The 15,511-nt window shown below is 64.3% G+C and carries 11 protein-coding genes and 1 riboswitch; of the genes, 5 read left to right on the top strand and 6 right to left on the bottom strand.

The window, feature by feature from the left end:
• Positions 1–19: 19 nt before the first annotated feature.
• On the bottom strand, positions 20–979 hold the full coding sequence (locus tag F6X59_RS05275) for a LysR substrate-binding domain-containing protein (RefSeq protein WP_152955078.1): 960 nt from the start codon (positions 977–979) through the stop codon (positions 20–22).
• A 51-nt stretch (positions 980–1,030) separates the two neighbouring features.
• Complete coding sequence (gene fni, locus F6X59_RS05270) at positions 1,031–2,077, bottom strand: type 2 isopentenyl-diphosphate Delta-isomerase (protein WP_152955076.1); 1,047 nt, start codon at positions 2,075–2,077, stop codon at positions 1,031–1,033.
• A 166-nt stretch (positions 2,078–2,243) separates the two neighbouring features.
• A riboswitch (cobalamin riboswitch) is annotated at positions 2,244–2,455 on the top strand.
• A gap of 99 nt (positions 2,456–2,554) precedes the next feature.
• Between fni and cobW the strand changes: the two genes are divergently transcribed.
• Genes cobW through F6X59_RS05250 form a run of 4 tightly spaced genes read left to right on the top strand, consistent with a single transcriptional unit; the run spans position 2,555 to position 9,058 of the window.
• Entirely contained in the window at positions 2,555–3,622 is a 1,068-nt protein-coding gene (cobW, locus tag F6X59_RS05265) for a cobalamin biosynthesis protein CobW (protein ID WP_152955075.1), read from the top strand.
• Positions 3,623–3,625: 3 nt separating this feature from the next.
• Positions 3,626–7,387, top strand: coding sequence for a cobaltochelatase subunit CobN (cobN, locus tag F6X59_RS05260; protein WP_152955073.1), 3,762 nt, complete (start codon positions 3,626–3,628; stop codon positions 7,385–7,387).
• 1 nt (position 7,388) lies between these two features.
• A complete protein-coding gene (locus F6X59_RS05255; RefSeq protein WP_152955071.1) occupies positions 7,389–8,390 on the top strand; it encodes an ATP-binding protein in 1,002 nt (333 codons plus the stop codon).
• A gap of 35 nt (positions 8,391–8,425) precedes the next feature.
• Complete coding sequence (locus tag F6X59_RS05250) at positions 8,426–9,058, top strand: VWA domain-containing protein (RefSeq protein WP_152955069.1); 633 nt, start codon at positions 8,426–8,428, stop codon at positions 9,056–9,058.
• Positions 9,059–9,173: 115 nt separating this feature from the next.
• On the opposite strand, the gene F6X59_RS05245 is transcribed toward F6X59_RS05250, so the two are convergent.
• Positions 9,174–9,440 (bottom strand): hypothetical protein, encoded by a 267-nt coding sequence (locus F6X59_RS05245; protein WP_027919312.1) that lies wholly within the window; start codon positions 9,438–9,440, stop codon positions 9,174–9,176.
• Positions 9,441–9,783: 343 nt separating this feature from the next.
• On the opposite strand from F6X59_RS05245, the gene F6X59_RS05240 reads away from it, so the two are divergent.
• On the top strand, positions 9,784–11,109 hold the full coding sequence (locus F6X59_RS05240; RefSeq protein ID WP_152955066.1) for a sigma-54 dependent transcriptional regulator: 1,326 nt from the start codon (positions 9,784–9,786) through the stop codon (positions 11,107–11,109).
• Here F6X59_RS05240 and F6X59_RS05235 read toward each other — a convergent pair whose 3' ends face one another.
• The 3 genes from F6X59_RS05235 to F6X59_RS05225 all read right to left on the bottom strand — a co-directional run bounded on the left by F6X59_RS05235 (position 11,110) and on the right by F6X59_RS05225 (position 15,508).
• On the bottom strand, positions 11,110–13,311 hold the full coding sequence (locus F6X59_RS05235; RefSeq protein WP_372240307.1) for an LTA synthase family protein: 2,202 nt from the start codon (positions 13,309–13,311) through the stop codon (positions 11,110–11,112). It lies immediately after the preceding gene.
• Between the two features lie 121 nt (positions 13,312–13,432).
• Positions 13,433–14,713, bottom strand: a complete 1,281-nt coding sequence (locus F6X59_RS05230; protein WP_152955062.1) for a hypothetical protein — start codon at positions 14,711–14,713, stop codon at positions 13,433–13,435.
• A gap of 48 nt (positions 14,714–14,761) precedes the next feature.
• Positions 14,762–15,508 carry a hypothetical protein gene (locus F6X59_RS05225; RefSeq protein WP_152955060.1) on the bottom strand — a complete coding sequence of 249 codons (747 nt, stop codon included), beginning with the start codon at positions 15,506–15,508 and terminating at the stop codon, positions 14,762–14,764.
• Positions 15,509–15,511: the final 3 nt, after the last annotated feature.

Here is a 15,511-nt window from a genome sequence, read left to right as displayed (position 1 = left end):
AAGTTCCGATTTTCGTACATCACCCGGAGTGTTCTGCGCCACTGCGATCTTCTTGGTCATAAGCTGCAAGCGCTTGCCGGCTATACATCCGGCACTCAGCCAACAAGGCCAGTAAGTTCGGCTCCCGTTCCCGGGCCTTGAGGAACACCACGCCGATATGTTGCTGCAGGCGGTAGCGGGCTTGTAGCGGTATCAGTCTGACGCGGTTCTCGTAAACCGCTGCGATCCGCCCCGGCAGCAGGGCAAACCCCACCCCGGAGCTGACCATGCTCAGCAGGGTGAAGATGTCATTCACTTGCATGGCCACCTTCGGCTCGAACCCCGCCTGCTGGAACACCCGCGCGCCATCGCGGTGGGTGGCGAAGCCCTGGGTCAGGGTAATGAAGGTGGAGTCGGCCAGGTCCGCCAGGTCCACTTCCTGCTGTTCGGCGAACGGTGAATCGGTGGGCACGGCGAGGAAGATGTCGTCGGAGAACAGCGGCAGTTGCTCGCAGGCCGGGTCCGCCGCGCTTTCGTCCAGCGACACCAGGATGGCTTCCAGTTCGTGGTTCTTCAGGCGTTGCAGCAAGTCGACGTTCGAGCCCAGGGTCAGGTCGATGTTCAGTTCGCTGCGCCGCAGTTTCAGGCCCATCACCAGCTTCGGCACCGTTTTGACGGTCAGCGAATACAGCGCGCCGAGGCGAAAGCGTTCGGCATAGAAACCGGCGGCCTCGCGGGTCTGGCGCACCATCTGCTCGGCGTCCTGGATCAGTTGCCGGGCTTTCTTTTCCAGCACATAGGCGCTTTCCAGCGGGATCAGCTGGCGGCCTTCGTGCTTGAACAACGGGCAGCGCAGAGCGCTTTCCAGGGAGTGGATGGCGCGGTGCACGCTGACTGCGCTGGTGGACAGCTCGGCGGCGGCGCGGCCGAGGTTGCCGCTGCGCATGAAGGCGAGGAAGGTCTCGAGCTTTTTCAGGGTCAGTTCTTCGTCGATCAGCATGCAGAAAGGCCAGCGTGAAGGGAGGCGCTGATCATGCCACAGCCGCCTGCTTCATGGCGGCGTCAGGTTGCTCGGCAGCAAGCGCGCCCGGCGCAGTTGCGCAAGGTTGCGCGAGCCGGTACAGAAGCAGGCGATACGCAACTGGCGCAAAAGAATATCGAAATGTTCCACCACCGCCTGGGTGGAGATCATCGCCGCGCTCAGTACATTGGCAGCCTGGCCTACCAGGTCGGCACCGAGGCGAATGGCCTTGGCGGCATCGACGCCGTTGGCCACGCCGCCGGAGGCGATCAGGCCGATTTCCGGCACGGCGCGGCGCACCGCCAGCAGGCACTGCGCGGTCGGGATGCCCCAGTCGGCAAATGCCAGGGCGATCTCGCGCTCGGCGGCGTTGCCGGCGCGCTCGGCTTCCACCGCTGCCCAGCTGGTGCCACCGGCACCGGCCACGTCGATCATGGCCACGCCCACGTCGCAGAGCATGCGCGCCACGCGGGGTGAAATGCCGGCACCGACTTCTTTGACGATCACGGGTGTTGGCAGCTGGGTGGTCAGGGCCTCGATGCGTTTCAGCACCCCGCGCCAGTCACGGTCGCCTTCAGGCTGTACGGCTTCCTGCAGCGGGTTCAGGTGGATGATCAGGGCATTGGCCTGCAGGGTGTCGACGGCGCGGCGCGCCAGGTCCAGGCCATCGGTCTCTTGCAGCTGGGCGGCGCCGAGGTTGGCCAGTAGCGGCACATCCGGTGCCAGGCGTCGGAGCTCGCCGGTCAGGCCCTGGTCCTGGCCGCTACGCAGGCTCACCCGCTGCGAGCCGACGCCCATGGCGATGCCAAGCGCCTGGGCGGCTTCGGCGAGGTGCTGGTTGATGAAGCGCGCGCGTTCGGCGCCTCCGGTCATGGAGCTGATCAGCAGTGGGGCGTGTAGCGCACAGCCGAACAGGTTGGTGCTGAGGTCTATGTCGTCCAGAGCCATTTCCGGCAATGCGCAATGTTCGAAGCGCAGTGCTGACCAGCCTGGGTCCACACCATGTGGGGTGGTGTTGGTGGTCAGCACGATATCCAGGTGATCGTCCTTACGTTGGCTTAGCGGGTTTTTCTTCATGCCGGCTCCGTGTTGAGGGGGCAGCAGTTGTGGGGCGCTTGTGTTGTATAGATAAGCTGAAATATCAGTAATGGATCAGGCAGCAGGGGATGGTGCGGGTTCCTTTGGGGGGCGCAGTGAGGGCTGTCGGCGGACACCTGCCAGTTGACCACCCGCCACCCCCCGCGTAGCCTTGCGACTTCGAGGTTCTTCGGCCATGCCGAAGCTAAGACGGGAACGCGGTACAAGCCGCGGCTGCCCCCGCAACTGTAGGCACCGACCACGGATCGACACAGCCACTGCGCCAACGCGCGGGAAGGCGTCATCCCGCCAGTTTCTCATCTGTGAAACGCTGGCACGGTGCAAGCCAGGAGACCTGCCTCGAGACGATTTCGACTTTCAACCGGGCGGGGTGATCCGGTGGCGAACAAGCCCGGCCGGCCTGGCCCGCGGCTCTCGTCCCGTGTGCCCGCGCCAACCTGCCAAGGGCAACGCGACATGAAAACACTGGCCAAGCTCCCCGTCACCATCGTTACCGGCTTCCTCGGCTCGGGCAAGACCACCTTGCTCCGCCACATGCTCGACAACGCCCAAGGCCGCCGCATCGCGGTCATCGTCAACGAATTCGGCGAGCTAGGTATCGACGGCGAAATCCTCAAGCAATGCAGCATCGGCTGCACCGAGGAAGAAGCCAGCGGCCGCGTCTATGAACTGGCCAACGGCTGCCTGTGCTGCACCGTGCAGGAAGAATTCTTCCCGGTCATGCGCGAACTGGTTGCACGTCGCGGCGATCTCGATCACATCCTCATCGAAACCAGCGGCCTGGCACTGCCCAAACCCTTGGTGCAAGCCTTCCAGTGGCCGGAAATCCGCAATGCCTGCACCGTCGACGCAGTCATTACCGTGGTCGACAGCCCGGCCGTGGCCGCCGGCACCTTCGCCGCCTACCCGGACCAGGTCGACGCGCAACGCAAGCTCGACCCCAACCTGGACCACGAATCGCCGCTGCACGAACTGTTCGCCGACCAGCTGGCCAGTGCCGACCTGGTGGTGCTGAACAAGGCCGACCTGATCGACGCCGAAGGCCTGGCCAAGGTGCGTGCCGAAGTGGCCGAAGAGCTGCCAGCAGCAGTCAAGGTGATCGAAGCCAGCAGCGGCCGGCTGCCGCTGGAGGTGCTGCTGGGCGTGGGCGCGCAGGCCGAGGCGCACATCGATGGCCGTCGTACCCATCATGATTCCCACCATGACGGCGACGATCATGACGATCACGACCACGACGCCTTCGACTCGATTTCCATCGACCTGCCAGAAGCCGACGAAAGCCTGCTGCTCGATGCCCTGACCCAGCTGGTGGTGGAGTTCGGCATCCTGCGTGCCAAAGGTTTCGCGGCCATCCCCGGCAAGCCGATGCGCCTGCTGGTACAGGGCGTGGGCACCCGTTTCGACAAGCACTTCGACCGCGCCTGGCGCGCCGACGAGCCACGCATCACCCGCCTGGTGCTGATTGGCCAGGACCTCGATGCCGTGCAACTGGAAGCGCGCCTGCGCCAGGCCCTGGGCGCCTGACCCATGCACCTGCTGCGGACCCAGCCCGGCGGCTTCGTGCCGGACGACAGCATCGCCGATCTCGGCCAGACCCCCGCCGACCTGGTGATTCTCTGCAGCGGCGATTCGCATCTGGCATTGCTCGCCGAAACCGCCGAGCAATTGCCAGACGACTTCCCTAGCCTGCGCCTGGCCAACCCGATGCAGGTGCAGAACCATGCCTCGGTGGACCTGTATGTCGACGAGGTCCTGCGCCATGCCAAGGTGATCCTGGTGTCGCTGCACGGTGGCGTCGGCTACTGGCGCTACGGCGTCGAGCAGCTGGTCGAGCTGGCGGCGCGGGGCGTGCAGTTGATCCTGGTCCCCGGCGATGACCGCCCGGACCCAGAGCTTACCGGCCTGGGCACGGTCACCGGCGAGCCGGCCGAGCGCCTCTGGCATTACCTGCGCCAGGGCGGCAAGCGCAATGCCGTCAACCTGTTCAAATGCCTGGCCAACCAGTGGCTGGGGCGCGATTACCCGTGGGACGAGCCGCAGCCTTTGCCGCGGACTTCGGTGTATCACCCGCGCAAACCCGGCGCGCTGCTCGAGGATTGGTACAGTCAGTGGAACACCGAATACCCGGTGGCCCCGTTGCTGTTCTATCGCTCGCATCTGCAGGCTGCCAATACCGCATTCATCGACGTGTTCTGCGAGCGCTTGCTGGCAGCCGGGCTCAACCCGCTGCCCATCGCGGTGGCCAGCCTCAAGGAAAGCGCCTGCCTGGAGCAGGTCGAGGCCTGGCTGGACGAAGTGGGCGCCGAGGTGTTGATCAACACCACAGGTTTTGCCCTGTCCAGCCCGGAGCGCCCCAATTTGCGGCCGTTCCGTCGTGACATCCCGGTGCTGCAGGCCATCTGCGCGCAGGACAACCAACCCGGTTGGGAGGCCAGCGAGCAGGGCCTCGGTGCCCGTGACCTGGCCATGCACATCGCCTTGCCGGAACTGGACGGGCGCATCATTACCCGCCCGGTGAGCTTCAAGGACATGGCCTGGCGCAGCGAGCGCAGCCAGTCCGATGTGGTCTGTTACCGCGCTCACCCCGAGCGCATGGACTTCGTCGCCGAGCTGGCACGGCGCTGGGTCGAACTGGCGCGCCTGCCCAATGAGCAAAAGCGTGTGGCCCTGGTGCTGGCCAACTACCCGACCCGCGATGGCCGCATCGGCAATGGCGTGGGCCTGGACACGCCGGCTGCTGCCCTGAACATCCTCAAGGCACTGCAGGCCGAGGGCTACCCACTTGCGCAGCTGCCAGGCAGCGGCACGCAGCTGATTCATCAGTTGCTCGGCGGCGTCACCAACGACCTTGAACACCTCGACCAGCGCCCTTGCGCCCAGAGCCTGAGCCTGGCGGACTACCACGCGGCGTTCGAACGCCTGCCCGAGGCCAACCGCCGGGCCGTGCTGGAGCGCTGGGGGCCACCCGAGCAGGACCCGATGTACCGCGCTGGCCGCCTGATGGTGGCCGGTCTGCGCTTTGGCCTGACCTTCGTCGGCATCCAGCCGGCGCGGGGTTATCAGGTCGACCCCAGTGCGGTGTACCACGACCCGGACCTGGTGCCGCCGCATGGTTACCTGGCGTTTCACTTCTGGCTGCGCCATGCCTTTGCTGCCGATGCCGTCATCCACGTCGGCAAGCACGGCAACCTGGAATGGCTGCCCGGCAAGGGCGTCGGCCTGTCCGCACAATGCTGGCCGGATGCGTTGCTCGGCCCGTTGCCGAACATCTACCCGTTCATCGTCAACGACCCGGGCGAAGGCGCCCAGGCCAAGCGCCGGAGCCAGGCGGTGATCATCGATCACCTGATGCCACCGCTGACCCGCGCCGAAACCTATGGCCCATTGCGCCACCTGGAACAGCTGGCTGACGAATTCTACGAAGCCCAGTTGCTCGACCCGCGCCGCGCACGTGAGCTGCAGCGCGACATTCTCGAGCTGGTCAAGGCCAACCATATCGACCGTGAGTTGCAGCTGGAAGGCCAGTTGGACGACGCCGCGGTGTGGCTGCCGCGCTTGGACACCTACCTGTGCGACCTCAAGGAATCACAGATTCGTGATGGCCTGCATGTATTCGGCCAGTCGCCGCAGGCACGCCTGCGCATCGATACCTTGCTGGCCTTGCTGCGCGTGGAGCGTGGCGATGGCCGCGGCGGCAATGCCAGCTTGCTGCGCACGCTGGCCAAGGCACTGGCGCTGGGCTTCGACCCTCTCGACTGCGACCTCGGCGAGGCCTGGTCAGGCCCGCGCCCGGCGCTGCTGCAGGCCGTGAGCGAGGACGCGTGGCGCACCTGTGGCGATACCCGTGAGCGCCTTGAGTTGCTTGCGCTGGGTATCATCGAGCAGGCACTGGAGGGGCATGCGCCACTGCCCGAACAGCCCGAATGGCTGCCAGTGCACGACGTGATCAACGCCCTGCGCGAGCAGGTTGCGCCGGACCTGGATGCGTGCGGCGCTGCCGAAATCAATGGCCTGCTTGCCGCGCTGGCCGGGCGTTTCGTACCGGCCGGCCCCAGCGGCGCACCCAGCCGCGGCCGCCTGGATGTGCTGCCCACCGGGCGCAACTTCTACACCGTCGATGTGCGCAACCTGCCCACCACCACGGCCTGGCGCCTGGGGTTCGCCTCGGCCAACCTGATCCTCGAACGGCACCTGCAGGACCACGGCGACCACCTGCGCCAGCTGGGCTTGTCGGTGTGGGGTACGGCAACCATGCGCACCGGTGGTGATGACATCGCCCAGGCCATGGCGCTGATGGGCGTGCGCCCGGTGTGGGCCACCGGCAGCCAGCGGGTCGACGACTTCGAGATTTTGCCACTGAGCCTGCTCGACCGCCCACGGGTGGACGTGACACTGCGTGTTTCGGGCTTCTTCCGCGATGCCTTCGGCAACCTGATCCGCCTGTTCGATGCAGCGGTGCAGGCGGTGGCGGCACTGGACGAGCCGGACGACCTCAACCCCTTGGCCGCACGGGTGCGTGACGAACGCGCCAGCCTGCAGGCGCAGGGCGTGGAGGCCGAACAGGCGGCGCGCCAGGCCGGCTGGCGGGTGTTCGGGGCCAAACCTGGCGCCTACGGTGCCGGCGTGCAGAACGCCATCGATGGCCGCCTGTGGCACAGCCGTGACGACCTCGCCGAGGTGTACCTCAACCATGGCGGCTACGCCTACGGTGCCAGCGATGAAGGTACCCCGGCGCGCGCCCAGTTCGCCCGGCGCCTGGGCCAGGTGCAGGCGGTGTTGCAGAACCAGGACAACCACGAGCACGACCTGCTCGATTCCAATGATTACTATCAGTTCCAGGGCGGCATGCTGGCGGCGTCGGAGACCTTGTCTGGCGGGGCAGTGGCCAGTTACCACGGCGACCACAGCCAGGTCGACCGGCCGCGCATCCGTACCTTGAAGGAAGAGCTCAACCGCGTGATCCGTGCCCGTGCCCTGAACCCGAAATGGATCGACGGGGCGAAACGCCATGGCTACAAGGGCGCATTCGAGCTGGCCGCGACCGTCGACAACCTGTTCGCCTTCGATGCCACCACGCACCTGATCGATGATCATCACTACCAGTCGCTGGCCGATGCCTACGTGCTCGATCCGGCGACCCGCGACTTCATGCGCGAGCACAACCCCGAGGCCCTGCGCGACCTCACCGAACGCTTGCTGGAAGCCCAGCAGCGTGGGCTTTGGGAAGCCCCAGGTGATTATCGCGAGGCGCTTGAGGAACAGTTGCTCGACGGCGAGGAACAGGCTTGAAATGAGTGAACCCGTACAATTCCCACTGGCAGCCGTGGTCGGTGCCGAAGACCTCAAACTGGCCCTGTGCCTGACGGCCATCGACCCGAAGATCGGGGGTGTGCTCATCGAAGGCCCGCGCGGCATGGCCAAGAGCACCTTGGCTCGCGGCCTGGCCGACCTGCTGGGTGAGGGCCCGTTCGTGACCTTGCCGCTGGGGGCGAGTGAAGAGCGTCTGATCGGGACGCTGGACCTGGATGCTGCGCTCGGCCAAGGCAAGGCGCAGTTTTCTCCCGGTGTGCTGGCCCAGGCCGATGGTGGCGTGCTGTATGTCGATGAAGTCAACCTGCTGCCCGACACCTTGGTCGACCTGCTGCTGGATGTGGCTGCCAGTGGCACCAACCGCATCGAGCGTGACGGCATTTCCCACCGGCACAGTGCCCGTTTCGTCCTGATCGGCACCATGAACCCTGAGGAAGGCGAGTTGCGCCCGCAACTGCTCGACCGTTTTGGCCTGAATGTGGCGCTTGATGGCTTGCCAGCCCCGGCGGCGCGCCAGCAGATCATTCGCCGGCGGTTGGCCTTCGACAGCGACCCGCAGGCGTTCTGCGAGCAGTGGGCCAGTGCCCAGGCGCAACTGCGCGAGCGCTGCCAGGCCGCGCGCCAAGGGCTGGCGGCGATTGCCCTGGACGATCAAGCCCTGGCCTGGATCACCGAGCGTTGTTTCGCCGCTGGCGTCGATGGCCTGCGTGCCGACCTGGTCTGGCTGCGCGCCGCCCGTGCCCATTGCGCCTGGCGCGGTGGCCAGGTGATCGAAGAGGGGGATGTCGACGCTGTGGCTGAATTCGCCTTGCGCCATCGTCGGCGTACGGCGCCCGATGCGCCAGCCTCTGCGCCACCCGGTGCAGCGGAGGGCCGCGACAGGCAGGGCGAGGGCGGGCAGGGCGATTGGGGCGCGCTACCCGCGCAGCCCGTGAGCAGCGGCGCGCGGCGAGAGGTGCCGAACTGGGCAAAAAAGCCCTGAGCATCCGCCCGCCAGGTTTGAGGGCGGCGGATGCCATGCCCCGTGTCGGTAAGCTGGCAGGTGCCAGCCGTGGCCGCCCTCGTGCGGCTTCCTCTGGCCGGGTGGCCTGGCTGCCGACCTTGCTCAAGGGGCGCCCGAAGCTGCGCCAGGACCTTTGCTGGCAGCAGCGCCAGGCCCAGGCCAATGAACTGTGGCTGGTGATCGTCGATGCTTCGGCTTCGACGCGGCGCCATCAGGCCCTTGTGCAGTGCAAAGGCCTGCTGACCGAGTTGTTCGACCAGGCCTATCGGCAACGCGCCCGTCTTGCCCTGCTGACGGCCAGCGGTGCTACACCGCAATGGCAGCGCCATGGCCTCAAGGCTTCGGCAAGCCTGCAGCCCTGGTTGCAAGCCTTGGGTGCGGGCGGCGGCACGCCGCTGATCGCGGCGCTTGAGCAGGCACGGCGCTGGCTGCAGGCCCGGCAGAAAGCCCATCCCCATGAGATGCAGCGCTGCCTGGTATTCACCGATGGTCGCCTGCAACGCTGGAATGCCGTGCACCCCATGCCTTGCGCAACCGTGTTGGTGGACATGGAATTGGCGCCAGTTCGCCTGGGCCGGGCACAACAGTTGGCCACGCAACTACAAGCCGTCTATCAGCATCTTGAGCAATTCAAGGTCACGGAGTGAGTTAGGCGGGAAGGGAGGGGCGCGACACTATGTCGCAATAAGAAAGTTGCCGGGCAGGCCATTGGGAAGTTGTGCAAGTGCGTGCCGGGCACGCACTTGCAAGGACGCAGCGCTATTACTTTGGCATTGACCAAGGCTGCAGGTCATAACCTTTCTGGCACAGTTCGGCGCGCACTTCCTCGATCAGGCTGGCCCATTGCGCAGGGTCCGAATAGATACGCGACGATACTTGTTTGCTGCCGATACGGGTGCTGGTCCGGTCGATCACCGCCAGGCTCAGTTCGCCAGTACCGTTGGGCGCATCCCAGGCAACGCACTGGAAGGGTTCGAACGCGTGGTCGGCAATCAGCAGTGCCTCGTTGACACGCAGCGGTGCATTCATGGTTCGGTCTCTCTATGGTCCCAAACATCTAAATTAGGTCCGCGTAACTGCTACGTCGCTTCAGGTGTTATCGCGATCCGCAGCGCGGGGTTACTCGTACTGATGCTCCAAGTTAGGGGTGAAGTCACACAGCGCGTGTAAATTTTTTGCCGGTTACACATTTTTTGTTCCCAGCGCCGGCTGTGACGCCAATTAATATGAAAAATTCCCGACCGGGTTTGGCCGTGCAGAAACCGGCAGACAGACGGTCGTGGGTAGCGTCAAGTTCGTTGCTACTGTTAATTCGGCGCCGCAACTTACTGTTTTCTCGTAAAAAACCAACAATTGGCGCCAAGGAACGGTCATGCACGAGACTGCCGCTCTTCGTCGCTTGCTCATCGTCGACCCCTGCGACGATTGCCACCGTCTGTTACCCGGCCTTGAGAGTGCCGGTTGGGAGGTTCACAGCTGTGGGCTGGATCAGGCCCTGGAGCACCGTTGCGATATCGGCGTGTTGCGCCTGCAGGCCTCGCACCTGAGGCATCCGGACGCGGTCAAGGACATGATCAAGCGCAGCAATACCGAGTGGATTGCCGTGCTCAACGCCGAGCAGTTGCGCATGCAGAATGTGGGTGATTTTGTCTGCGAGTGGTTTTTCGATTTTCATACCTTGCCGTTCGACTTTTCCCGCGTGCTGGTGACGCTGGGGCGTGCGTTCGGCATGGCCCGCTTGCGCGGCAAGGGCACGGTGAGGGTGGATGGGCTGGAACATGAGCTGCTCGGTGACAGCCGGCCGATCCTGGAATTGCGCAAGTTGCTCGGCAAGCTGGCGCCTACCGAATCCCCTGTGCTGATCCGCGGTGAGAGCGGTACCGGCAAGGAGCTGGTGGCGCGTACGTTGCACCGGCAATCACAGCGCAGCGAAATGCCGTTTATCGCCATCAACTGCGGGGCGATACCTGAGAACCTGATCCAGTCCGAGTTGTTCGGGCATGAAAAAGGTGCCTTTACCGGTGCCCATCAGCGCAAGGTGGGGCGGATCGAGGCGGCCCATGGCGGCACCTTGTTCCTCGACGAAATTGGCGACCTGCCGCTGGAGTTGCAGGCCAACTTACTGCGTTTCCTGCAGGAAAAACACATCGAGCGGGTAGGTGGAAGCCAGCCGATACCGGTCGATGTGCGGGTACTGGCGGCAACCCATGTGGACCTTGAAAAAGCCATCGAACAGGGGCGCTTTCGTGAAGACCTGTACTACCGGCTCAATGTGCTGCAGGTGGTGACTGCCCCGTTGCGTGACCGGCATGGCGACCTGTCGATGCTGGCCAACCACTTTTCGCACTTCTACAGCCTGGAAACAGGCCGCAGGCCGCGGTCATTCAGCGATCATGCGTTGGCAGCGATGGGGCGCCACAACTGGCCAGGCAACGTACGTGAGCTGGCCAACCGGGTAAGGCGTGGGCTGGTGCTGGCCGAAGGGCGCCAGATCGAAGCCCAGGACCTTGGCCTGCAGGGCCTGGAGCAGGAAGAGCAGTCGTTGGGCACCCTGGAAGACTACAAGCACCGGGCTGAGCGCCAGGCGCTGTGCGATGTGTTGGACCGGCACAGCAACAACATGAGTATTGCCGCGAAGGTGCTTGGCGTATCACGGCCGACGTTCTACCGGCTGCTGCACAAGCACCAGATCCGCTGATCAACTGGAATGGGCGATATGCCCGTCAGACAAATCCTCAGGCGGCTCTTGCTCGCCCGGTAGCGCGGTAATTACGCTGAAATCACTGACCTCGACCTCGCCGCCACCGTAACCGAGCAAGTGGAACGAAAACGCCTTGCGCATCGTCGGGTTATCGAAGCCGAATTCCATTTCCAGCGGTTGCTCGGCTGTCACCCGGATCTCCTCGGGCAACCCCAGCGGCACGTCCTGCTCCAGCTCCTTGGCCTTGAGCTGGATGTAGGCCGCGTGCTGCGGGTCCAGCGAGCGCACCTTGACCCGCACCCGAGTGTGCGAACCCTCGGGCATTTCCAGATACTGCGCGCCGATCAGGTTGTCTGCCCAGTCATCGCGGATGCGCGCTTGCAACTGAATGGCGGACGGGCCACCGAACTGGTAACGCAGGTTCAGCGGCGTCTGCAGCAGGGACTGGTCGAGCACACCGGCCAGCGCGCCGATCTGTGCGCCGAGGCTGCTGTCGCCAGGGCCGAGGTAGCGGGCCTTATCGGCGATGAACCCCGGGCTGTCGTAGCGACGGCAGCGCTGCTGGAAGTCGCATTCAGTGAAGATGCCCTTGCCATCGTGGTAGCGCAGCATGCCGTTGGTGTAGGAAATCATCTCCCGGCCGCTGTCGTAATCGCGGTACAGCGAGCGCCCGCCAAGGGCGACCGGGATCGGCAGGGCAAAGTAGTCGAGCAGGGAGGTGGCCAGGTCGATGTGGCCGTAGGTACCGCTCTTGATGCGCGGTAGTTGCGCCTGCTCCGGTGCCAGGGTCAGGTTGAAGCCCCAGGACGAGGCCAGGCGAACACCATCGATACCGTGGGATTCGTCCGAGGTGATCACCACCAGGGTGTCCTTGAGTACGCCCTGGCGTTCGAGGTTGTCGAGGAAGGCGCCGATCGCATCATCAAGGTAGGCGACCGCCGCTTGCTTGGCGCTGTCGTAGCGCTGCAGATAGTCGTCGGGAGCGGAGTAGGGCTGGTGGGTGCCCACGGTCAGCAAGGTGAGCATCCACGGGTGGTCTTGCTGGCGCAACTGGCCGACGTAATCCAGGGCGCCTTCAAAGAAGGCCCGATCGTCCTTGCCCCAAGGGAATTCCAGGTAGTTCTGGTTGCTGAACCACTCCAGCCCGTGCACCGAGTCAAAGCCGATATGCGGCATGATCCGGTCCTTGGCCATGAAGCGCAGGCCCGCACCTTGCAGGTAGTGAGTGGTGAAGCCGGCCTGGCGCAGCTGTGCCGGCAGGCAGGCCTGGTTGCGCTGCTGCTGGGTGAGCAGTTCGACCCCCTTCGGCGTGCCGTTGGCCAGCTTGTCGTAGTCGCCGCACAGCATCGCATACAAGCCGCGGATGGTCTGGTGCGTATGCAATACGTAGTCCGGGGTGTTCATGCCACGTTCCGCCCAGTGGCTGAGCTTGGGCATCAGCTCTTCGTCAAAACGGCTGTGCAGGGCCTGGCGGTTGGGGCGCACATAAGCGCCCGGGATGCCTTCCAGGGTAATCACCAGCAGGTTGCGGGCACGGCCTGGCGCTGCCAGCAGCTTTTGCCCGCTCAGGTCATGCTGGGTCAGGCCGGCACTTGGCAGCGGTGTGACCGTGGGCGCCTGACCGGCCCAGTACTGGGCCTGGCGCTGCAGGTCACTGGCGGTGGCGGACAGCAACTGATGAGCAAGGTTGTATTGGCGCCACTGGTCAGCGTCGCTGGGCGCCAGGTGCTGGCTGCCCCAGTGGGCAGCGAACAGCAGCGCCGGGATGGCCCAGGCCTTGCGCGCGAACTTCGCGCCAGGCTGCTTGCGGCTGCGCCAGGCGCTCCCCAGCCAGGCCAGCAGGCCGCCTGCCAGCAACAGGGGCAACCAGGCATGGGCCAGGCCGCCGCCCGTGGAGTTCTCCATGAACTGCGGGTCGAACAGATAGCTCAGGTCGGCACTGTTGGGCAGCCTGCCAACGGCGCTGACCAGCTCCGCCGAAGCCACCCACAGCGCGGCCCAGGCCAGCAGCACCGGCAGCGCCAGCCACCACGTGCGGCGCTGCAACAGCAATATCAGCAGGCTGCCCAGCGCCAGGTCCGACAGATAGCCATACGGGCTGGACCAGCCCAGCACCGCGCGCACAACCAGAGGGATCACCAGCACCAGTGTTGCCAGGGCGAGCAGCCGGGTGCGTGGTGGGCCTTGCAGGTTCTTCACGAAAACTTTCCTTCTTGCCATGAAATCGTCACACAGTTGTGCGCGATGATAACAGGCCGATACCCGGAAAGCCGTTGGCTACAAGGTTGGTAACCAATTGGGGCGCAATGCGCCCCGGATGTCAGAAGTAATACGGGAACTTCAGGCTGAAGGAAAAGTCCGGTGCATCGTCTGTCAGGCCGATCGACAAGTTCGGCACGATTGTCAGGTTGTTGGAGGCAGCAAAGGTCAGGCCGACGTTGAAGTTGGCCGCGTTATAATCGCTGTTGGTGATCGATTGCCAATCGCTGCCGTCAGGCCTGATCTTGCTCTTGCGGGCAAATTGATCGGTGACCGAGAACGACATACTCATTTTCTCGTTGAGGGCGAAGGCAATACCACCGCCGATCTGCCAGGAATCGCCCAGTTTCACGTCCCCCGGCACCTTGGTATTGACCTGCGGGCTTATGTCGCTGAACGAGTCCTGCATGTTGTAGGTGTACGACAGGCTGCCGAACAGCACGGCCGGGTCGAAGGTCTTGACCAGCGAGATGCCTGGGGTAATGGCCCACACACCGTTGCCGGTCGGCAGGTCCTCAGGCACCGACAGGTTGTCGTTGCCCGCCACCTGTTGCAGCTTGATGCCGTATGGGTCCTTGCCGGTTGGCGCCTTGACGCGCAAGGTGGCAACGGCGTCTGGCCAGGTCTCCGACTCGTCGAGGAACTTGTAGGCAATACCGAAGTTGACGTCGCCGATGGTCGGGTCGCGGGTAACCGATGCGTCGGACGTGGTGCCGGCAGCGCCGCCTGCCCCACCGGACGAGTAGGTGGAATCGCGGTAGACGATGGGCACGTTGATGTCGAACTGCCAACGCTGGTCGACGTTGTAGCGCGCCGTCAGGTCCAGGGTCCAGTTGTCCGCCTTGATGCGGTCGATGTTGATGTTGCCGAGGAAGATCGAGTCCAGCGCCAGAAACCCGTTGAGCACCAGGGCGCGGGTGTCGTAATGGGTGTAGGTCAGCCCGGTTTCGACGCTGAACTTGCCGCCACCGAAGAAGCCGCTGGCTTCGTCATACAGGTTGGACACGCTCTGCGCCGGCTCCGAGTTGTCCTGCAATGACTGCCCGTAAGAGGCACCGCTGCTGCCTGGTGTGCCGGTGGCCACGGTCTGGCCGCCTTTCACCCCCTCGGCGGGGGACTTGGTCAGGCGCTTCGGTTGCGGCTGTGCGGGGGCCTCCTCGACCTGCTTGAGCCGCTGTTCAAGCACCATCAGTGCGTTCTGTTGGGCTTCGTAGCGCTGTTTCAGCGCAATCAGTTCCTGTTTGAGTGCTTCGACCTGAGGGTCGGTTGCCGCCTGTAGCAGAGTGGCCGGGGCCAGTGTTGTCAAACAAACGATAGCTCTGAACGTCAACAAACGGTGCATGGTTAGCCGTCCCTTCTGACTACATATACGATGAGACTTGAGCGTAGATCAGTATCCGAGATTGCGAATGCCTTTGAGCTGCTCAAGATTGGCGCTCACCGAACCTGCCATGGGCGCACTGTCGCGCAGCACCACATTGAGTGATGTCAGGTTGCTGACACGGTTGCTGGCACCGAGCAGGGTGGTGTTCTGCATCAGCCCACCTTGGCCCAGGCTTTGCGTAGAATTGCCCTGGTTGCCGTTGGCGACGATATTCATCTGCACGCCAGTACCTGTTGACGACACGCTCAACGAGCCCGCGCCGTTGCTCCCGACCAGTGTGGAGCCAGCAGCCAGGGCCTGGCCCTGCGGTTGCCCGGCGGGCGCTTCGTTGCCTTTGCTGACGTTGATGTCGACATTGTTGTTGGCCGTGTTGAAGTCACCGGCAGCACGTACCACCTGGGTCACGCCCTGGGTGGTGTTGAGCCCGCTGCCGCCACTTACGGTGCCGGTGCCGGTGCTGCTGGTCTGTGAGCTGCCCGTGCCTTTTTCATTGATCATCGAGACATAGAACTGCGGCTTGATGGTCGATTGCTGAACCTGCATCGCCGAAGTCGCGCCAATCACTTCGCCGTTGGCGTTCTGCCAGGTGCTGGTCATGACGATGCCAAAGCTCACGATCCGCCCTGGCATCACGTAGCGGCCGCGCAGGTTGGCCAGCTCCTGATCCTTCAATTCGATCGGTTTGAACGTTTCTGCATGGGTTGGCAGGCTGGCGGCCAGGCAAACCACTGCCAGCCAGAGGGAAGTCTTCATGGG

Origin of the sequence: Pseudomonas sp. MN1F (genome assembly GCF_009391885.1) — a bacterium.
Taxonomy (GTDB): Bacteria; Pseudomonadota; Gammaproteobacteria; order Pseudomonadales; family Pseudomonadaceae; genus Aquipseudomonas.
This window is presented reverse-complemented; position numbering and strand designations above follow the sequence as displayed.

Excerpts from the sequence above, each read along its gene's own strand:
- cobN (WP_152955073.1), top strand. The coding sequence starts at position 3,626 with ATGCACCTGCTGCGGACCCAGCCCGGCGGCTTCGTGCCGGACGACAGC.
- F6X59_RS05240 (WP_152955066.1), top strand. The coding sequence starts at position 9,784 with ATGCACGAGACTGCCGCTCTTCGTCGCTTGCTCATCGTCGACCCCTGC.
- F6X59_RS05230 (WP_152955062.1), bottom strand. The coding sequence starts at position 14,713 with ATGCACCGTTTGTTGACGTTCAGAGCTATCGTTTGTTTGACAACACTG.
- cobW (WP_152955075.1), top strand. The coding sequence starts at position 2,555 with ATGAAAACACTGGCCAAGCTCCCCGTCACCATCGTTACCGGCTTCCTC.
- F6X59_RS05275 (WP_152955078.1), bottom strand. The coding sequence starts at position 979 with ATGCTGATCGACGAAGAACTGACCCTGAAAAAGCTCGAGACCTTCCTC.
- F6X59_RS05250 (WP_152955069.1), top strand. The coding sequence starts at position 8,426 with ATGCCCCGTGTCGGTAAGCTGGCAGGTGCCAGCCGTGGCCGCCCTCGT.
- F6X59_RS05255 (WP_152955071.1), top strand. The coding sequence starts at position 7,389 with ATGAGTGAACCCGTACAATTCCCACTGGCAGCCGTGGTCGGTGCCGAA.
- F6X59_RS05245 (WP_027919312.1), bottom strand. The coding sequence starts at position 9,440 with ATGAATGCACCGCTGCGTGTCAACGAGGCACTGCTGATTGCCGACCAC.
- F6X59_RS05225 (WP_152955060.1), bottom strand. The coding sequence starts at position 15,508 with ATGAAGACTTCCCTCTGGCTGGCAGTGGTTTGCCTGGCCGCCAGCCTG.
- fni (WP_152955076.1), bottom strand. The coding sequence starts at position 2,077 with ATGAAGAAAAACCCGCTAAGCCAACGTAAGGACGATCACCTGGATATC.